16 protein-coding genes are annotated in these 18706 nt (G+C 73.4%); 13 read left to right on the top strand and 3 right to left on the bottom strand.

What is annotated here, in order from left to right; all coding sequences use genetic code 11:
- Positions 1–20 precede the first annotated feature (20 nt).
- From BOSE127_RS01865 to BOSE127_RS01885, 5 genes are all read left to right on the top strand, one after another.
- Positions 21–461 (top strand): hypothetical protein, encoded by a 441-nt coding sequence (locus tag BOSE127_RS01865; RefSeq protein ID WP_159556084.1) that lies wholly within the window; start codon positions 21–23, stop codon positions 459–461.
- Between the two features lie 21 nt (positions 462–482).
- Positions 483–1031, top strand: coding sequence for a dihydrofolate reductase family protein (locus tag BOSE127_RS01870; RefSeq protein ID WP_017886974.1), 549 nt, complete (start codon positions 483–485; stop codon positions 1029–1031).
- A gap of 103 nt (positions 1032–1134) precedes the next feature.
- Complete coding sequence (locus BOSE127_RS01875; protein WP_017886975.1) at positions 1135–2433, top strand: NAD(P)/FAD-dependent oxidoreductase; 1299 nt, start codon at positions 1135–1137, stop codon at positions 2431–2433.
- A 367-nt stretch (positions 2434–2800) separates the two neighbouring features.
- Positions 2801–4075 (top strand): acyltransferase family protein, encoded by a 1275-nt coding sequence (locus tag BOSE127_RS01880; protein WP_159556085.1) that lies wholly within the window; start codon positions 2801–2803, stop codon positions 4073–4075.
- Between the two features lie 57 nt (positions 4076–4132).
- A complete protein-coding gene (locus BOSE127_RS01885; protein ID WP_159556086.1) occupies positions 4133–5326 on the top strand; it encodes an FAD-dependent oxidoreductase in 1194 nt (397 codons plus the stop codon).
- A 9-nt stretch (positions 5327–5335) separates the two neighbouring features.
- On the opposite strand, the gene BOSE127_RS01890 is transcribed toward BOSE127_RS01885, so the two are convergent.
- The 3 genes from BOSE127_RS01890 to BOSE127_RS01900 all read right to left on the bottom strand — a co-directional run bounded on the left by BOSE127_RS01890 (position 5336) and on the right by BOSE127_RS01900 (position 8860).
- Entirely contained in the window at positions 5336–6205 is an 870-nt protein-coding gene (locus tag BOSE127_RS01890; RefSeq protein ID WP_159556087.1) for a UbiA family prenyltransferase, read from the bottom strand.
- A gap of 42 nt (positions 6206–6247) precedes the next feature.
- On the bottom strand, positions 6248–7834 hold the full coding sequence (locus BOSE127_RS01895) for a long-chain-fatty-acid--CoA ligase (protein ID WP_140448815.1): 1587 nt from the start codon (positions 7832–7834) through the stop codon (positions 6248–6250).
- Between the two features lie 120 nt (positions 7835–7954).
- The gene (locus tag BOSE127_RS01900; RefSeq protein WP_159556088.1) at positions 7955–8860 is read right to left on the bottom strand and encodes a DMT family transporter; all 906 of its coding nucleotides are present in this window, start codon (positions 8858–8860) and stop codon (positions 7955–7957) included.
- Between the two features lie 71 nt (positions 8861–8931).
- On the opposite strand from BOSE127_RS01900, the gene BOSE127_RS01905 reads away from it, so the two are divergent.
- The 8 genes from BOSE127_RS01905 to BOSE127_RS01940 all read left to right on the top strand — a co-directional run bounded on the left by BOSE127_RS01905 (position 8932) and on the right by BOSE127_RS01940 (position 18692).
- Complete coding sequence (locus tag BOSE127_RS01905; RefSeq protein WP_017885444.1) at positions 8932–9780, top strand: LysR family transcriptional regulator; 849 nt, start codon at positions 8932–8934, stop codon at positions 9778–9780.
- Positions 9781–9878: 98 nt separating this feature from the next.
- Positions 9879–11120 carry a sensor histidine kinase gene (locus BOSE127_RS01910; RefSeq protein WP_042539890.1) on the top strand — a complete coding sequence of 414 codons (1242 nt, stop codon included), beginning with the start codon at positions 9879–9881 and terminating at the stop codon, positions 11118–11120.
- On the top strand, positions 11108–11833 hold the full coding sequence (locus tag BOSE127_RS01915; protein WP_042539892.1) for a response regulator transcription factor: 726 nt from the start codon (positions 11108–11110) through the stop codon (positions 11831–11833). Before BOSE127_RS01910 ends, BOSE127_RS01915 begins: the two co-directional genes overlap by 13 nt.
- A gap of 53 nt (positions 11834–11886) precedes the next feature.
- The gene (locus tag BOSE127_RS01920) at positions 11887–12699 is read left to right on the top strand and encodes a fructosamine kinase family protein (protein WP_159556089.1); all 813 of its coding nucleotides are present in this window, start codon (positions 11887–11889) and stop codon (positions 12697–12699) included.
- Between the two features lie 389 nt (positions 12700–13088).
- The gene (locus BOSE127_RS01925; protein WP_236559480.1) at positions 13089–15260 is read left to right on the top strand and encodes an ArnT family glycosyltransferase; all 2172 of its coding nucleotides are present in this window, start codon (positions 13089–13091) and stop codon (positions 15258–15260) included.
- A 35-nt stretch (positions 15261–15295) separates the two neighbouring features.
- The gene (locus BOSE127_RS01930; protein WP_017885439.1) at positions 15296–16018 is read left to right on the top strand and encodes a response regulator transcription factor; all 723 of its coding nucleotides are present in this window, start codon (positions 15296–15298) and stop codon (positions 16016–16018) included.
- Positions 16019–16104: 86 nt separating this feature from the next.
- Positions 16105–18207, top strand: a complete 2103-nt coding sequence (locus BOSE127_RS01935; protein ID WP_159556090.1) for a sensor histidine kinase — start codon at positions 16105–16107, stop codon at positions 18205–18207.
- Positions 18189–18692: a hypothetical protein gene (locus BOSE127_RS01940; protein ID WP_235045642.1), complete on the top strand. Its 504-nt coding sequence runs from the start codon at positions 18189–18191 to the stop codon at positions 18690–18692. Before BOSE127_RS01935 ends, BOSE127_RS01940 begins: the two co-directional genes overlap by 19 nt.
- The last annotated feature ends 14 nt before the right edge of the window (positions 18693–18706 follow it).

Below are 18706 nucleotides of genomic sequence, written 5' to 3' on the forward strand. Positions count from 1 at the left end.
GGGCCGTGTGGAGTGCTGGCATGAGCGACACCACTCCCACCCACGGCCACGAACCGGACGGCTCCGTCCCGGCGAACCGGGCGACGACGCCGACCGGCTGGGACGCCACCCCGACGTCGACCGCCACGCTCGACGGGCCCGCGCTCGCGCAACAACAGCCGCCGCAGCAGCAGCCGCAGCAGCAGCAGCCGTACCGCGCCGACACCGGAGCCTGGAACCCCGGCGCCCCGAACGGCACCACCCCCTGGTACGGAGCCGGAACCACGGGCGACCGCCGGAGCACCGGCCCGAAGCCCCCGTGGTTCTGGCCGGTGCTCGCCGCCGTCGTCGCACTCGCAGCGCTGCTCGTCGGTGGCGGCGTCGGGTTCGCCGTCGGCCACGCGATCGGCGCCGATCGGTCACAGTCCACGACCCGGGTGCCGGGCACGGACCGGTTCCCGGGCAACGGCACCGGGAGCTGACCGGCGGGTACGATCCGGACCATGCGGAAGACCACTGCCGGTCTGTTCACGTCGGTCGACGGCGTCGTGCAGGACCCCTACGAGTTCCAGTACGACAGCTTCGACGCCGAGCTCGGTGCCGCGATGGGTGCCTTCACGGCCCGCACCGACACCGTGCTGCTCGGCCGGAACAGCTACCTCGAGTGGTCCGAGTGGTGGCCAGCCCACCCGGAGGACCCCTTCGGGCAGTGGATCAACCCGATCGAGAAGCACGTGGCCTCCACCACGCTCGGCGACGACCTGACCTGGCAGAACAGCACCCGGATCCCGGGCGACGTCCCCGCGTTCGTCCGCGACCTGCAGCAGCGCGACGGAGCCGACATCGCCGTGTGCGGCAGTGTCACGCTCGTCCGCAGCCTGCTGTTCGCCGGGGTCCTCGACGAACTGCAGCTCATGATCCACCCGGCGATCGCCGGCCGTGGCCGGCGGCTCTTCGAGCCGACCGACCCGCCCACGCGCCTGCGTCTGGTCGACAGCACCGTGACGAGCAAGGGGAACGTGCTGAACACCTACGGGCGGTTCGACGCCTGACGGACCCACCACGGGCCTCCCGGCCCCTGCCCGTCATGCGCCCTGCCGAACCGCGCGTACCCTCGTGGGTGACCACACGCACCCGAGGAACACCGGAGCAAGCATGACCCAGGACACCCGCCCGCACGTCGTCATCGTCGGCGGTGGATTCGCCGGTGTGGCCGCCATGCGGGAGCTCGCCGACGCGCCGGTCCGGGTGACCCTGGTCGACCGCCACGTCTACAACATGTTCCAGCCCCTGATGTACCAGGTGGCGACGGGCGGCCTGAACGCCGGCGACGTGACGTACTTCCTGCGCTCGCTCCGTGCCCGGCAGTCGAACGCGGAGTTCCGCCACGGCCTGCTCACCGGCATCCGCACCGACGAGCGCATCGCCGAGATGTCCGACGGCGAACACCTGCACTACGACTACCTGATCCTCGCCAACGGCGTGAACACGAGCTACTTCGGCACCCCCGGCGCGTACGAGTACGCGTACTCGATGTACTCCCGCTCGCAGGCGCTCCGCATCCGCGACGAGCTGTTCACCCGACTCGAAGAGGCGGCGGCGAACCAGGGCCCCGACGAGATCCGCATCGTCATCGTCGGCGGCGGCGCGACCGGCGTCGAGATGGCCGGCGCGCTCGCCGAGCTCCGCGACCAGGCCCTCGTCGGCGCGTACCCGGAGATCGAGCGGGGCAACATCTCCATCACGCTCGTGCACCGCAGTGGTGAGCTGCTCAAGCCGTTCGCCCCGCGCCTGCGTCGCTACGCCGCCAAGGTGCTGCGGAAGCGCGGTGTCGTGCTCCGGCTGAACACGGGCGTCTCCGAGGTCAAGCCCGACGGCGTGATGACCGCGGACGGCGAGTTCATCCCCGCGTCGCAGGTCGTCTGGGCGACCGGTGTCGCCGCCCACAAGGAGGTCTCCGGCTGGGGCCTGCCGCAGACCCACGGGGGCCGCATCCAGGTGAACGACGACCTGAGCGTGAAGGGCGCCGAGCGCATCTTCTCCGCCGGCGACATCGCCGCGCAGGACGACGCCCTCGCCCAGCTCGCCCAGCCCGCACTGCAGGGCGGCCGGCACTCGGCTCGGCAGATCGTGCGCCTGCTCGAGGGCAAGGCCACCGAGCGCTTCAAGTACTTCGACAAGGGCACCATGGCGACGATCGGCACGAACGCCGCGGTCGCCCAGCTGCGCGGCGGGATCACGATGGTCGGCCCGGTCGCCTGGCTCGCCTGGGTGTTCGTGCACATCACGAGCCTGCTCGGCGCCGGCAACCGGATGTCGACCCTGACGCACTTCTTCGTCCGCTACGTGTGGTTCATGCGGAAGCGCTCGATCCCGATCGTCGGCGACGTCCGCCCGGTGCGCCCGAACGGCGACCGCGAGCCGGACCCCTGGCAGCTGCAGAAGGCCGAGTAGCCGCCGAGTCCACTCGCGCGCTCGCGCGCTCGCTTCGTGAGCAGGAACGGTCGGGTCCGCACGTCGGACCCGACCGTTCCTGCTCACGGTGTGCGTGCGGTGGACGCTGGGCGCGACGGTCTGGAGGCGCGGTGCGGGCTGGCCACGGGCCTCCCGGCCGACGCGTGGTGCGCGGGGCTGGCGCCGACGCGGAACGACCATGTCGCCGTCGTACGACAGCGACATGGTCGCTGTGCGCGCAGCGCGACGGTCCGCACGTTCGGCGTCGACACTGACGAGCCTGGTACACCCCGCTCGTTGAGCCTCCTCTTACCCGCGAGAGGCACCCTGGTCGGCGACACGCAACCGAGCAGCGCGCGGAGGGACCATGGCGACGACGACGCTGACGCACGCGCCGACGGACGCGCCGACATCGGCGCGACCGCAGCACCGCACGGCCGCCCCGGCACGCGCCGGAACCGGTGCGCCCGAGGCTCCGCCGCCCCCGCTGACGCACCGTGCGCCCGCGCTCGACGGACTCCGGACGCTCGCCATCCTGGTCGTCGTCCTGTACCACCTGCACGTGCCGCAGTTCGAGGGCGGCTTCATCGGGGTCACGGTCTTCTTCGTGCTCTCCGGGTTCCTCATCACGACGCTGCTGCTCGGCGAACGGCGCCGCACCGGGCGGGTGCGCCTCGGCTCGTTCTGGGTGAAGCGGCTGCTGCGCCTGTACCCGGCGCTGCTGGCGCTCGTCGTGGTCGGGCTGCTGCTCTGGAACTGGGCCGGTGACTACAAGGGCGCGTCACTGCACTCCGGCGAAGCGGCGTTCATCGCGCTGACCTACACGGGCAACCTGTTCCGCGCCTTCTGGGACACCTCGCAGGGCGTCTTCGCGCACACGTGGAGCCTGTCGATGGAGGAGCAGTTCTACCTGGTGTGGCCTCCGGTCCTGGTGCTGCTGGCCGCGCTCAGGGTGCGGCGTCGCTGGCTCCTCGCGGGGCTCGGCGTCCTGGTCGTCGGGGCGTCGGCGGTGTCGTGGGCGAGCTACCGGACCCCGAGCGGCGGGACCACGCCCGACGTCTACTTCTCGCCCGTGCTCGGGGTGGTGCCGCTCGCGATCGGCTGCGGACTCGCCCTGCTGCTCGACGACGAACGCGTGCGGGTGCGGGCCGCCGGGGTCCTGGGGCACCTGGCGACCTGGGTCGGCCTCGTGCTGCTGGTCGCGGTGCTGCTCGGCATCGACGACGACTGGACCGAGCACGCGTCGACGTTCGGGATCGTGCTGCCGGCGACCGGACTGGTCTCGGCGGTGGCGATCGGCGGCCTGGTCTCGGTCCGGTCCCCCGTGTCCGCGGCCCTGGGGTGGACGCCGGTGTCGTGGTTCGGCCGCCGGGTGTCGTACTCGGCGTACCTCTGGCACCCGCTGGTGATCGCGCTGCTCGGCACCTTCGCGATCGGCCCCTGGGGCACGGTCGGCCTGGTCGGCGCCGTGGTGATCGTGTCGATCGGTGCCGCGTACGCCGTCGAGGTGCCCGTCGAGCGGTTCCGCGCGCGGGCTCGTGCGGCACGCAGCGCATCCGCGCCGATGCCTGCGGCCGCACCTGTGCGTGCGCCCGCGCCCGCGCCGTCGAGTGAGCAGAAGACGCCGGGTACGGCGCGCTGACCCGACGTCTTCTGCTCACTGAGTGCCCCGGCGCACGCCGACCGTAGGCTCGCCCCCGTGCACTCGGAACGGACGGACGTCCTCGTCGTCGGCGGCGGACCCGTCGGGCTGTTCGTGGCGGCGCTCCTCGCGGCGCGGGGCGTCGACGTCCGGGTGTGGGAACGCCGCGCGGAGCCGCCGACCGGTTCGCGGGCCATCGGCATCCACCCGCCGTCCCTCGACGCGTTCGCCGCGATCGGCCTGGACACCGCGGTGCTCGCCGAGGCGTCGCTCGTCCGTGCAGGGGTGGCCAGGAGCCGCGGTCGGACCCTCGGCACGCTGCGCTTCGACCGGGCTTCGCCGACCCACCCGTACGTGGCGACCCTCGACCAGCACCGCACCGAGTCCCTGCTCCGCGACCGGCTCCACACCGGTGCGCCGGAGGCCCTGCGTACCGGGACCGCCCTGACCGCCCTGACCCGGCACACCGACCACGTCGATGCCACCGGGACCGGGCCGGACGGCGACGTGGTGACGGTCCGTGCGGCCTTCGTCGTCGGTGCGGACGGCGCTCGGAGCGTCGTCCGTGACCTGCTCGGCATCGGAACGACCGGACGCGAGTACCCGGACCGCTACGTGATGGGCGACTTCGCCGACCCCGAGGCTCCGTCGGCCCGGTCCGCCGCGCTGGTCGACGTGGGCCCGGACGGCGTGGTCGAGTCCTTCCCGCTGCCGGGCGCGCGTCGCCGGTACGTGGCACTGGTGCCGGACGACGCAGCGTTCGCCGCAGCGGAACGCGGCGCGACGGGCGACCCGGACCCCGCGCTCGTCGCCCGTCTCGCGGCACTCGTCGCGGAGCGCACCGGTGTCGTCCCCGACCCGGCGACCTGCTCGATGACCAGCGGCTTCCGGGTGCGTCGCCGCACGGCCGACCGCGTCGGTGCCGGCCGGGTCGTGCTCGTCGGGGACGCCGCACACGAGATCAGCCCGATCGGCGGGCAGGGCATGAACCTCGGGTGGCTCGACGCCGCCGAGTTGGCGCCGCTGCTCGCCGGAGCGGTCCGCACCGGCACGGCCGGGCCGTGGCCGGGCTACGCCGCCCGCCGCCAGGCAGCCGCCCGTCGTGCGGCTCGCCAGGCCGAGGCGAACATGGCGCTCGGTCGTCCGCTCGGCCCCGTCAGCACGACCGGACGGGAGGCGCTGCTCCGGACCGCCCTGTCGCTGCCGACCGCGCACGGCTTGGCCCGGCTCTACGCGATGCGCTGGGCCTGACGGCTCACGTCAGGCGACGAGTCGCGCGCCCGCGAAGCCGAGCTCGACGACGAGCACGAGCGACGACGCGATGACCAGCCGGAACAGGGTGCGCGACGCCCGTCCCGCGAGCACCAGCCGCACGCCGACGACGGCGAGGACGAGCACCACGACGGCACCGAGGACCGCGAGCACGACCCCGACGCCCCGCACCGGGTCGTCACCGAGCACCTGTCCGCCGAGCACCAGGGCGGCCGCGACGACGAGCGAGGCGAACGCGACGATCCCCGCGCCGCGGAGCCCGAGCCGGTGCGGGAACCCCCGGACACCGGTGGCGGCGTCGTCGACCAGGTCGGGCAGCACGTTGGTGCAGTGGATCGCGATGCCGAAGACGGCCCCCGTCGCGATCGCCCACCACGTCGGCCACTGTCCCTCGGGCCCGGCCGCGACGGACACGACGGGCAACAGCCCGAAGGCGACGATGAACGGCGCCACCGACCACACCGAACGCTTCAGGCCGGCGTCGTAGGCCCACCCGGCGGCGACCAGCACGAGGTGCGCGACCGCGGCGACCGGCCCGAGGAACAGCGAGAGCACCACGGCGATCCCGGCGCTGGCGTACGCGGCGGTACGGACGGTGCCGACGGCGATGAGGCCGCGGGCCACGGGCTTGTCGCGCCGTCCGACGGCCCGGTCGCGGTCCGCGTCGATCCAGTCGTTCGCCAGCCCGATGGACAGCTGCCCGGCGACGACCGTCAGCGCCACCAGGGCCACGAGCCACACCGGGTGTCCGACGGCGGCGGCGACCACCGCGGCGAGGACGGTCACGGTGACGGTCGGCCCGGGGTGCGACGACGCGAAGAGCAGTCGTGCGGTCGACGGGGCGCTGCTGGCGGTCACCCGGTCAGCGTACGGATCGCTCCTGCGCGGTCGTGGGGCCGGTCACGGGACCGCGGTCACCTCGACGCCGAAGCGGTCGACGAGCTCGCGCTTGAGCACCTTGCCGCTCGGGCCGAGCGGCAGCGCGTCGAGGACGTGCACGACCCGGGGGTACTTGTACGCGGCGATCTCGGCGGCGACGAAGTCGACCAGGACCTGCGGCTCGACGGTCGCGCCGGAGCGCAGCACCACCGCCGCCTCGATCTCCTGCCCGTGCACCGCGTGCGGCACGCCGAACACCGCGGCCATCGCCACGTCGGGGTGGGTGGCGAGCACCTCCTCGACCTGGCGGGGGTACACGTTGTAGCCGTTGCGGATGATCATGTCCTTGGTGCGGTCGACGATCGTCAGGTAGCCGTCGTCGTCCTTCGTGCCCAGGTCGCCGGTGCGGAACCACCCGTCGACGATGGCCTCTGCGGTGTCCTCGGGCCGGTCGAGGTACCCGTTCATCAGGTTGTGGCCGCGGATCACGAGCTCGCCGATCGCACCGTGCGGCAGCATGACGATCGCGTCGCGGACCTCGGGGTCGGCGATCTCGACGTCGACGCCCCACACCGGCGTGCCGATCGTGCCGGGCCGCGGCGGCTGTCCGACGTGGTTGAAGGTGGCGACCGGCGAGGTCTCGGTCAGGCCGTACCCCTCGTGGATCGGGGCGTCGAAGACCTGCTCGAACCGCTCGAGCACCGCCAGCGGCAGCGAGGCACCACCGGAGATCGCGTACCGGAGCGTCGGACGGGCCTCGGACCGGGTCGCGGCGTCGAGCAGCGCCATGTACATCGTCGGGACGCCCATGAAGATGCCGCAGCCGTGCTCGACCATCGCGGCGAGCGCCGAGTCGCCGTCGAACTTCGGCAGCATGACCAGCGTCGCGCCGGCGCGGAACCCGGTGTTCATCGTGCAGGTCTGCCCGAACGTGTGGAACAGCGGCAGCGCGCCGAGCAGGACGTCGCCGCGGTGCATGTCGAACGTGGTCATCAGGTTGGTGTTGACCTGTTCGAGCAGTGCGAAGTGCGACCCCTCGGCGCCCTTGGGCTGGCCGGTGGTGCCGCTCGTGTACAGGATGGTCGCGGTGTCGAACGGGTGCCTGGGGACGTAGGTGTCGAGCGGTTCGCTCTGCGCGGCCAGGGCCTCGAGCCGGTCGGGGCCGGCCGCGGACTGGTCGCCGGTTGGCGCCGGGGCGAGCACGGTCACCACGTCGACCCCGGCCAGCTCGGCGCCGGCAGCACCTTCGCCGAGCAGCGGTGCGGCGCAGACGAGCAACGTGGCCCCGCTGTCGCGCAGGACGTACTCGATCTCGCGGCGTTTCAGCAGGGCGTGCACGGGCACGGCCACCGCGCCGAGGGCGAGGGTGGCGTAGTAGACGCGGGGGAAGTCCGCGACGTTCGGCACGAGCATCGCGACCTTCGACCCCTCGGTGACGCCCCGCGCACGGAGCGCTCCGGCGTAGGACAGGGTCTGGGCCCACAGCTCGGCGTAGGTGGTGCGGACGTCGCCGACGATGACGGCGACGTCGTCGGGGTACCGTGCCGCCGACTCGGCGAGGATCGCTGCGACCGATGCGGTCGCGCGGGTGGTGTGGGTGTCGTGCATGCCGGTCTCCGTCGTCGTCGACGACCTCGTCGTCGTCGCAGCCGATCCTACGGCTCGTCCTGCCGCGTCGCGCGTGCCCCGACGACACCCGTCCGGGGCGGTCGCCACACGGGTGTCCGGTCAGGCAGCGGTCGGCGCGGGGACCTTCCGGCACACCAGGACCCCGGACGCCAGGGCGATCCCGAGCAGCACGACGAGTCCGCCGACGGGTTCGTTCCACCGCACCCGCTCCCCGAGCACGAGCACCCCGAGCGCCACCCCGACCACCGGCGTCAGGTAGGTGACGGTGGAGGCGCGACCAGCGCCCCACGCCTGCACGAGCCGCGTGTTCCAGGCGTAGGCCAGCCCCGTGCCGACGCAACCGAGCGCGATCATCGCGGCCACGATCCTCCCGTCCAGCTCGACCGGACCGGTCGCGATGACGGGCGCGACCAGCAGCAGCATCCCGGAGGCCAGCGTCAGCTGGACCGTCGCCAGCGTGACCGGGTCGTACGCACTCGCCACGGCCACCCGCCGCAGGTAGGCGAGCCCGATGCCGTAGGACGCGGTCATGCCGAGCAGTGCGACCTGCCCCGGCACGCTCGCCAGGACCTCGGGGTCGGTCAGGACGTCCCACGGGCCGACCAGCACGAGCACCCCGACGATGCCGAGCACGATCCCGAGCACCTGCCGTCCGCGCAGGCGTTCGGACGGCACGAGCACCGCGAGCGCGGCCAGCGTCATGATCGGGGTCGTCGCGTTGTAGATGCTCGCGAGGCCGGACGGCACCGTCTGCTCCGCCCACGCCATCAGTGACGACGGCACCGCGTTGAGGAACACCGCGACGACCGCCAGGTGCGCCCAGGTCCGCGGTTCCCGGGGCCAGCGCCGACGGGTCGCCAGGAGCACCACGACGAGCGTCACCCCACCGAGCACGGTCCGCACGGTGGCGACCTGCTGCGGGGCGAGACCGTCGAGGCCGATCTTCGCGAAGAGGAAGCTCGAGCCCCAGGTCAGTGCGACGAGGACGTAGAGGAGGGCGTTCACGTGGCCTAGTGTCGGACCACCGAGCGACATGCGGCAAACGCATGTCGCTCATGCCCACATGAGGAGGACGCATGACCGTCTCGGTCCAGCAACTGCGCGCGTTCGTCGCCACGCTCGACGCCGGGTCCTTCACCGCCGCGGCCGTCGCCCTGGGCGTCGGCCAGTCCGCGGTGTCGCACGCCGTCGCGGGGCTCGAGCGCGAGGTCGGCGGCTCCGTCGTGCACCGCGGCGCGGTCGCCGCCCCCACCCCGCTCGGCGACCGCCTGCTGGCCCACGCCCGCAGCGTGCTCGCCTCGGTCGAAGCCCTGGAGGCGGTGGTCCGGCCCGGCACGGCGCGCGGCACCGTGCGCCTCGCCGCCGTCCCCACCGTCTGCCAGGGACTGCTGCCGCGGCTCCGCGAGCTGTGGGCGGTGACCCTGCCGGACGTCGACGTGCAGGTCTACGAGGGGGACGACGACGAGATGCCGGAGTGGCTCGAGGCCGGCACCGTCGACGCCGCCGTGCTCGTCGACCCGTCGCCGGTGCCGGACGGCGGCGTGGTCGTCGCGCGGGACGAGATGGCCGCCGTGATCCGCCGCGACCACCCCCTCGCCGAGCTGCCAGCACTCACCCTCGACGACCTGCACGAGGACGGCCTGGTGGCGGGCGGCGGCGGGTGCGAGTACCAGGTCCAGAAGCTCCACGAACTCGACGGCCGGCCGTTCCGGTACGCCCACCGGGTGCGCGAGATGAGCACGATGTTCGGGATGATCCAGCGGGGCGAGGGCGTGTCGATCGTGCCGACCCTGGGCCGCGGGATGCTGCCGCCGGACCTCGTGATGATCCCGATGGCCCGGCGGCTCGAGCGCACCCTGGTGCTGAGCGGGCCGTCGTCCCGTGCGTGGCACCCCCTGGCGCGGGCGCTGGTCGACGCGGTCTGAGGCGGGCGGGCGGGTCGCCGGTCGAGCGGCTCCGGCGGCTCCGGCGGCTCCGACCTTCGGCGGATCCGCTCGTCGACGCGGCTCCCTAGGCTCGGGGCATGACCTCGACCGCGCTCCCCGCCGTGCCCCTCGGGCAGCGTGTGTGGTCCCAGACGTGGCGCGTGGCCGTCGCGGCGCTGACCGGGCTGTTCACCGCCGGTCTGGTGTGGCCGACAACGGACACCCGCGGCTGGAGCGACCTGCACGTCGGCGCCCTGATCCTCGGGGACATGGGAGCGGGCCTGGTCGCCCTCGTCCTGCTGCCGTTCCGGCACCGGGCACCGCTCGTGGTCACGGTCGTCATCGGTGCCCTCAGCTCGGTGTCGACGCTGGCGGTCGGGTCGGCCGCGATCGCGACGGTCTCGCTCGCAACCCGGCGCCGTGCCGTCGAGATCGCCGTCGTCGGTGCGGTGCTGCTCGGCGCCACCGTGCTCTACGACGTCGTCCTGGCCCCCGACCAATCCGTGCCGTTCTGGCAGATCGTGCTCGCAGGCACCGTCAGCATCGCCCTGCTCGTCGCGATCGGCATCGGGATCGGGCAGCGCCGGGCGCTCCTGCTCTCCCTGCGCGAGCGCGCGGACCTGCTCGAGCGCGACCAGCAGCTGCGCGAGGACCGCGCCCGCGAGCAGGAACGCGCCCACATCGCCCGCGAGATGCACGACGTCCTGGGCCACCGGCTCTCCCTCGTCGCGCTGCACGCCGGCGCACTCGAGTACCGCGGCCCGGGGCTCACCCCGGACGAGACCGCCGCAGCGGCCGGGGTCGTGCGGGCCGAAGCGCACTCCGCGCTCACCGACCTGCGCGACGTGCTCGGGGTGCTGCGCGACCCGGCCGCGAACGCCGGCGACGAGGTGACCGGCACCGCGCCTCCGCAGCCGACACTCGTCGATCTGCCCGCCCTGCTCGACCAGGCCCGTTCCGGGGGCGCGGCCGTCCGGGCGCGCGTCGACTCCGACGCCGCGGCGGTGCCGACTGCCGTCGGGCGACATGCGTACCGCATCGTGCAGGAGGCGCTGACGAACGCCCGTCGGCACGCCCCCGGACAGCCCGTCGACGTAGTCGTCGAGACCGTCGGCGGTCCGGCGATCCGGGTGGTGGTGTCGAACACGCTGACCGACGAGCCAGCGCGCACGAACGCCGACGCCGCCGGGCAGGGTGCCGGGCACGCCGCCGGCTCCGTCGCGGGGCACGGTCTGCGCGGGCTCGCCGAACGCGCTCGACTCGTCGGCGGGAGCTTCCGTGCCGGCAGCGACGACGGACGCGTGCACGTGGTCGAGGCGGTGCTGCCGTGGACGCCGTGACCGCTCCCGTCCGGGTCGTCCTGGTCGACGACGACCAGCTCGTCCGCGTCGGGCTCCGCATGCTGCTCAGCGGCGACGACGGTCTGGTGGTCGTGGGCGAAGCGGGCGACGGGCTCGAGGCCGAGGGCGTCATCGCCGCGACCGCGCCCGACGTCGTGCTCATGGACATCCGGATGCCCCGGTGCGACGGACTCGTCGCCACCGAACGCGAACTGCGACGGCGGCCCGACCTGGCCGTCCTGGTGCTGACCACGTTCGAGGGGGACGACCTCGTGCTCGGAGCGCTGCAGGCCGGCGCCCGTGGGTTCCTGCTCAAGGACACCCCGCCGCACGAACTCGTGCAGGCCGTACGGACCGTGGCGTCCGGGCGCTCGATCCTGTCCCCCTCGGTGCTCGACCGGGTGATCGCGTTCGCCGCCGGGCCGCGCTCGGGCCCCGCGGCCGGTGGAACGGGCGGCGCTGCTGCGGACGGTGCCGAGGAACGTCGACTGCTCGCCCTGCTGACCGAGCGCGAGCGCGAGGTCGCGCTCGCCGTGGCCAACGGGGCGTCGAACGCGCAGATCGCCGCCGAGCTGTACGTGGGCCTGGCCACCGTGAAGACGCACGTCGGGCACGTGTACGAGAAGTTCGGCGTCGAGAACCGGGTGCAGCTCGCGCTCGTCGTGCACGCGGCGCGGCGGGGCGGGACGGGGTGGGGACAGCCCACCGGGTGACCGGGTGAGCGTCGTCTGAACGGTCGGCGATGTCCGCTCGGCAGGATGGACCGATGGCCGAGACGCACGTGAAGACGTTCACCACCGCGGACGAAGCGGCAGCCGAGGCCGCAGGGCTCGCCTGGCTCGCCGAGGCCGAGGACGCCGGCGGCACCCGCATCGCCCGCGTGCTCGGGTGCCCGAGTCCGACCGTGCTCGACCTCGAACTGATCTCCGACGGCTCCCCCACCACAGCCCAGGCCGAGCGGTTCGGCCGATCGCTCGCCCACACGCACGCCGCCGGTGCCGACCACTGGGGCGCACCTCCCGCCGGCTGGACCCGAGGAGCGGCGTTGCGGATGGGCCGTTCGCGCACGCCGTTCGTCGCAGCCGAACAGGCACCGGCGACCTGGGGCGAGTTCTTCGCCGAGTACCGGATCCGCGACTTCGTCCGCCGGATCGTCGACGCCGGCGGGTTCGACCACGCCGAGGCCGCCGTGTTCGAGCGGGTCGCGTCGCGGGTACAGGACGGCACCCTCGGTTCACCGCAGCCCGCGCTCGTCGGGGACCGCCCCGCTCGTCTGCACGGTGACCTGTGGGCCGGCAACGTGCTCTGGCCGACGGACTCGTCCGAACCCACCGGCGCCGTGCTCATCGACCCGATCGCGCACGGCGGGCACGCGGAGACCGACCTGGCGCTGCTCGGGCTGTTCGGGCTGCCCCGGCTCGAGACGGTGCTCGCCGCCTACGACCGGGAGTCACGGCTGGCCGACGGCTGGCAGGAGCGCGTCGAGCTCCACCAGCTCGCGCCGTTGCTGCTGCACGTGTTCCTGTTCGGCGGCTCGTACACCGGGGCCGCGCTCCGGGCGGCGCAGCGGTACGCCTGACCCCTCGCACCGTGCGGCCTCGCTCACACCGTGCGAGGTTGCCCACCCCGGTGCCAGCGGCGCACCGTGCGGCCTCGCTCACCCCGTGCGAGGTTGCCCACCCGGGTGCCGGCGCCGCACCGTGCGGCCTCGCTCACACCGTGCGAGGTTGCCCACCCCGGTGCCAGCGGCGCACCGTGCGGCCTCGCTCACATCGTGCGAGGTTGCCCGCCCCGTGCAGCGCTACAACCGCGCACCGAGCAGGCGACCCCGCACCGACCGGACGACAGCGCACCGTGCGCCCGCGCCGCCCGCGCTCTCCCCGCCGGCCAACCTCGCACCGTGCGTCCTTAGCTCGCCCACAGCCGGCACAGTGCAGCAGTCGGGGAACGCCCCGGATGCTCATCGACATGACCACCTACCCGGTACCCGTGACCGACCGACGCGATCCCGCGCGCAGTGCCGCGCGGGATCGGCGCCGCCCGCCCCTCGCCCGGCTGTTCCTCGGCGAGCGCGAGGACGCCCGCTGGCTCCGGCCCGCGTTCTGGGCGCTCCTCACCGTGACCGCCGTGGTGTACCTGTGGGACCTCAGCGTCTCCGGGTACGCCAACAGCTTCTACGCCGCCGCCGTGCAGGCCGGCACGAAGTCGTGGGAGGCGTTCTTCTTCGGCTCCCTCGACTCGTCGAACTTCATCACCGTCGACAAACCACCCGCCTCACTCTGGGTGATGGTGCTGTCGGCCCGGCTGTTCGGCTTCTCGAGCTTCAGTCTGCTGCTCCCCCAGGCGCTGATGGCCGTTGGCTCCGTCGCCCTGGTCTGGGGCACGGTCCGCCGCACCCTGGCCCGACTCGGTGCCACCACCGCGAACGTCGGCGCCCTGCTCGCGGGCTTCGTCGTCGCAGCGACCCCGGCAGCGGCCCTGATGTTCCGCTTCGACAACCCGGACGCCCTGCTCGTCCTGCTGATGACCGCCGGCGCGTACTGCACGGTGCGGGCGCTGCCGAAGGGCAGCTGGAGGTGGATCGCGCTCGCCGGGATCGCCCTGGGCTTCGCGTTCCTGACGAAGATGCTGCAGGGCCTGCTCGTCCTGCCCGCCTTCGGCCTCGTGTACCTGTTCGCCGCCCGCACCGGGTGGGGCCGGCGGGCGATCGGTCTGCTCGTCGCCGCCGGCTCCCTCGTGGTGGCCGCCGGCTGGTGGGTCGTCGCCGTGTGGCTCTGGCCCGCCGAGTCCCGCCCGTACATCGGCGGCTCGACGAACAACACCGTCCTCGACCTGGTGTTCGGCTACAACGGCCTCGGTCGGATCTTCGGCGGCTCGGGCAACGGTGGCGGAGGCGGCGGCATGACCGGCGGTACCGCGGGTGGCTCCTTCGGTGGCTCGACGGGCCTGAACCGGCTGTTCTCGTCCGAGATGGGGCTCGAGATCTCGTGGCTCCTGCCCGCGGCGCTCATCGCCCTGGTCGTCGGCCTGGTCGTCATCGGTCGCCGGCACCTGGCCGACCCCGCCCGTGCCGGGCTCGTCCTGTGGGGCGGGTGGCTCCTGGTCACCGGCCTGGTGTTCTCGTACATGTCCGGCACGATCCACCCGTACTACACGGTCGCCCTCGCCCCGGCCATCGCCGGACTCGTCGGCACCGGCGGCGCCCTGCTCTGGCACGCACGAGCCCGCTTCCTCGGCCGCCTCGGCCTCGCCGCGATGACCGGCGTCACCGCGTTCTGGGGCTGGTGCCTGCTGAACGAGAACCCGACGTGGCTGCCGTGGCTCCGCTGGGTGATGCTCGCCGGTGGGCTGCTGTCCGCGGCACTGATCGTCATCGGCAGTGTGCCGTCGCTGCGCAGGCTCGTCACGGTCGGCGTCCTCGCCGGCACCCTGTTCGGGCTGTCCGGCACCACCGCCTACGCCCTCGCCACGACGACCGTCGCGCACTCCGGTTCGATCCCGAGCGTCGGTCCGGCGGGCAGCAGCTCCGGTGGGACGGGCGGCGGTGGCACCGGTGGCATGCCGGGAGGCACGGATGGACCGGGTGGACCGGCCTCCGGTTCCGACGACGGCGGCTCCGACGGCGCGTCCGACTCCCAGCAGGGTCCCGGCGGGACCCCGCCGGAGGGCGCTTCCGGCGAGGCGCCGGAAGGCGCCACCGGGCAGGCACCGGGCGGTACGACGGAGGGACCCGACGGCGCGGGCTCCGAGGCGGGGTCGGGCACGGGCCTCCAGGCCGGGGGTGGTGGCACAGGCGGCGGCACGTCGACCTCGTCGGCGCTGCGGAAGCTGCTCGAGGCATCCGACGCGAAGTGGGCGGCCGCGGTGAACGGATCGCAGTCGGCCGCGCAGCTCGAACTCGACACCGACACCGCCGTGATGGCGATCGGCGGCTGGTCGAGCGACCCGGCTCCGACGCTCGCGCAGTTCAAGGCCGCCGTCGCCGACGGCGACATCGGGTACTACGTCTCGTCCGGCTCCGGCGGTGGGATAGGCGGCGGATCCTCGACCGCGTCGGCGATCCAGGAGTGGGTCGCGGCGAACTACGAGTCGACGACGGTCGGCGGCCAGACCGTCTACGACCTGAGCAGCACGGAGTGACCGGCGACGGGGGCGCGGTGGATAGGCTCCGGGACATGCCCGGCCACCCGCTGCAGCGCACCGACGGCTCCCCCGTCCGCGCCCTCGTCGTCGACGACGAGCACGCCCTGGCCGATGCCGTCGCCCTGGCGTTCGCGGGCGACGGCTGGGCCGTGCGGTCCGTGCACCGTGGTCGCGACGTGCTGTTCGCGGCCAGGGAGTTCCAGCCCGATGTCATCGTGCTCGACGTGATGCTGCCCGACATCGACGGGTTCGAGGTGCTCGAACGGCTCCGCGACGCCCGCGACGGCGTCCGGGTGCTGTTCCTCACCGCACGCGACGCCCCCGAGGACCGGCTCGCCGGGCTGACCGGCGGCGGCGACGACTACCTGACCAAGCCCTTCGGCATCGAGGAGCTGCTCGTCCGTGCGCGGATCCTGGCGCGTACCTCGGCCAGGGTCGCCGCAGCCGGGGCGAGCACCGAGCTCGTGGTCGGCGACCTGCGGCTCGACGAGGACGCCCGCACGGTCAGCCGCGACGGGGACCCGATCGAACTCACGCCGACCGAGTACGAACTGCTGCGGCACCTGGCACGGAACGCCAACCGGGTGCTGTCCCGCGAGCAGCTGCTGGCGAGCGTGTGGGGCATGGACTTCGGCACGTCGTCGAACCTGGTGGACATGTACGTGTCGTACCTGCGGAAGAAGCTCGACGTCGGGCGCGAGCCGATGCTGCAGACCGTCCGCGGGGCGGGGTACGTGTTGCGGCCGACGACGTGAGCCGATCGGCGAAGGTGATCCGGGCCTCTCCCCACCGTCACGGCCGACCCCGCGCCGGACGGGTGCCGTCGTTGCGGTGGCGGGTCGTGGCGGCCGTCGCGCTGTTGCTCGTGGCGACGAACGTCGTCGTGGGGGCGGTGACCGTCGTCGCGTTCCGGGGGTACCTGGTCGACCGGCTGGACGCGGAACTGTCGACGGCCGCGAACCGGACCGTCGGCGGACGGGACGGCGCGGACGCGCCCACCGGACCGCCGCCCGGGTCGTCGTCCTCGTCGTCATCCTCGTCGTCGTCGGATCGTCCGGATCCCGACAACGCCTTCATCGGTGCACCCGGGCAGTCCGCCGGCACGGTCGTCGCGATCGTGCGGGACGACACCGTCGTGCTCGGCGGGTACACCGACAGCGACGGAGACCAGCACGGGCTGGCGTCGGCGCAACGGAAGACGCTCACCGCGGTCGACATCGGCGCGGACCCCGCGACGATCGACCTCGGACCCCTCGGCGCCTACCGGGTGCAGGCGGTCGGGCACGACGGCGACGTGTTCGTCACGGCCCTGCCGCTCGGCGACCTGAACGCCGCGATCGCGCGCCTGCTGCTCGTGATCGGGATCGTCACGGTGCTCGGCCTGGTGGTCGCCGCCTGGGCACTCGCGCTGCTCGTGCGACGGTCCCTGCGACCGCTCGAGCGCGTCGCGTCCGTGGCCTCGGACGTCACGGCACTCGACCTGGAGCGCGGCGAACCGGACATCCCCGTGCGGGTCGCCGACGCCGACCTGACAGCCAACCGCGAGGTCGGCCAGGTCGGCACCGCACTGAACCGCCTGCTCGGCCACGTCGCCCGGGCCCTGACGGTCCGACGCGACGCCGAGGCGGGCATGCGCACCTTCGTCGCCGACGCGTCGCACGAACTCCGCACGCCGATCGCGACCGTGCGCGCCTACGCCGAGCTGACCGCGGGCTCGTCGGACCTCGACGCCATCCACCGGAACGTCGACCGGATCGGGCGGGAGGCCCTCCGGATGGGCGAGCTCGTCGACGAGCTGCTGCTGCTCGCGCGGCTCGACGCCTCGACCCTCGGCACCGCGCCACCGATCGTGCCCGAGCCCGTCGACCTCACCTCGCTCGTCGTCGAGGCCACGATGGACGCCCGCGCCACCGCGCCGGAGCACCGGTGGACGCTGCAGGTCGTCGACGACCACCCGCTCGTGGTGCCCGGGGACACCGCACGACTGCGCCGCGTGGTGACGAACCTGCTCGCGAACGCGCGGACGCACACACCCGTCGGCACGACCGTGGTGGTGTCGTTGCAGGCGTTGGACGGCGTCGACGAGGGCCACGGGGCCGGTGGCTCCGTGGCGCGCTTCGTCGTGGCGAACGACGGGCCGCCGATCCCCACGGAGACCCTGCCCACCCTGTTCGACCGCTTCACCAGGGGCGAGGCCTCGCGGACGCGTTCGCCGGGGCAGGGGACGAGTGGCCTCGGGCTCGCGATCGTCCGAGCGGTGGTCCTGGCGCACGGCGGCAGCGTCCGGGTCTCGTCGGAGCCGGGGCGGACGGCGTTCACGGTGGACCTGCCTGCCGCTGCCGTCGGCGTGGGCGCGTGGGCACGGGCACGGGGCCGGGCACGGGCACGGGGCCGGGCACGGGGTCGCATACTGGTCGGAGAACGTCGGACGAGGAGGCCCCGTGACGAACGCGTACGACAAGCTGCCCGGCCGCCCGGACCCCGCCGACCTGGTGGTCGAGGTCCCGGCGTTCGAGGACGACCGGCCCCAACCCGAGCCCGCACCGCCCGCCGCGGCGCCGGAGCTCGTGGCCGCGACCGAGTTCGCACGGTCATCGCACGCAGCGCCCACGATCCGCCGGACGCAGATGCGGGCGGGCGTGTGGATCGCGGGCGTCCCGATCGCAGCGCTCGTGGTCGTCGCGATCGTGCAGATCCTGCTGCCCCGCTGAACCGCTCGTCAGGCGCTCGGACGCGTGCTCACGCGCCCGCGACACCTCACGCACCACTGGCCGCGTGCGGTGTCGTTGAGCACGAAAGTCGTGCGCGGTCCGGATCGTCAGACGATCGACCAACGTCGAACCCGATCGCGTGCATCCGTGGCGGAGCGCCCGCAGGCTGGGTCTTGTCCGAGCAAGACGACCCGAACGGGTCACCACTGCAGAGATGGGAAACACGATCATGAACTCGTTCAAGCGCAAGTCCGTGAAGCTCCTCGCCGGCACCGCCCTCGGTGGCGCCGTCATCGCCGGGGCGTTCGTCGCAGCCCCTGCGCAGGCCGCCGAGCCCGCGCCCAGCACCTCGTCGTCCGTCGGGGGCAGCGTCAACGTCAACCTCGACCCGGTCGCGATCGTCAACGCGATCAAGGACGCCGTCAACGACCAGAGCGACCGCGGCGGTGCCGTGCAGGCGGCACTCGACGTCGGGTACTGGAACGCCGGCAACCCCGACCGCCTCACCGTCGCGGTGGTCAACAAGAACCAGGACATCACCGTCGAGGGCGACGTCGCCGACGCCCAGTCGATCGACATCAAGGGTGGCAACTACGTCATCTACTGGTTCAAGGGCCCCGGCAAGGTCACCAACAACGGTGACGGCGGCTGGCTGAACTGGGGTGTGTTCGGCAACATCGAGCGCATCGACAACGTCATCCACGTCAACGGCGGCTGACTCCGGCTCCGGCC

The sequence above is a fragment of the Curtobacterium sp. 8I-2 genome (assembly GCF_902506155.1).
In the GTDB taxonomy this organism is placed as follows: domain Bacteria; phylum Actinomycetota; class Actinomycetes; order Actinomycetales; family Microbacteriaceae; genus Curtobacterium; species Curtobacterium poinsettiae.

Bases quoted from the DNA above. Each gene is read 5' to 3' on its own strand.
- BOSE127_RS01865 (WP_159556084.1), top strand. From the start codon at position 21: ATGAGCGACACCACTCCCACCCACGGCCACGAACCGGACGGCTCCGTC.
- BOSE127_RS01870 (WP_017886974.1), top strand. From the start codon at position 483: ATGCGGAAGACCACTGCCGGTCTGTTCACGTCGGTCGACGGCGTCGTG.
- BOSE127_RS01875 (WP_017886975.1), top strand. From the start codon at position 1,135: ATGACCCAGGACACCCGCCCGCACGTCGTCATCGTCGGCGGTGGATTC.
- BOSE127_RS01880 (WP_159556085.1), top strand. From the start codon at position 2,801: ATGGCGACGACGACGCTGACGCACGCGCCGACGGACGCGCCGACATCG.
- BOSE127_RS01895 (WP_140448815.1), bottom strand. From the start codon at position 7,834: ATGCACGACACCCACACCACCCGCGCGACCGCATCGGTCGCAGCGATC.
- BOSE127_RS01905 (WP_017885444.1), top strand. From the start codon at position 8,932: ATGACCGTCTCGGTCCAGCAACTGCGCGCGTTCGTCGCCACGCTCGAC.
- BOSE127_RS01910 (WP_042539890.1), top strand. From the start codon at position 9,879: ATGACCTCGACCGCGCTCCCCGCCGTGCCCCTCGGGCAGCGTGTGTGG.
- BOSE127_RS01920 (WP_159556089.1), top strand. From the start codon at position 11,887: ATGGCCGAGACGCACGTGAAGACGTTCACCACCGCGGACGAAGCGGCA.
- BOSE127_RS01925 (WP_236559480.1), top strand. From the start codon at position 13,089: ATGACCACCTACCCGGTACCCGTGACCGACCGACGCGATCCCGCGCGC.
- BOSE127_RS01930 (WP_017885439.1), top strand. From the start codon at position 15,296: ATGCCCGGCCACCCGCTGCAGCGCACCGACGGCTCCCCCGTCCGCGCC.
- BOSE127_RS01940 (WP_235045642.1), top strand. From the start codon at position 18,189: ATGGGAAACACGATCATGAACTCGTTCAAGCGCAAGTCCGTGAAGCTC.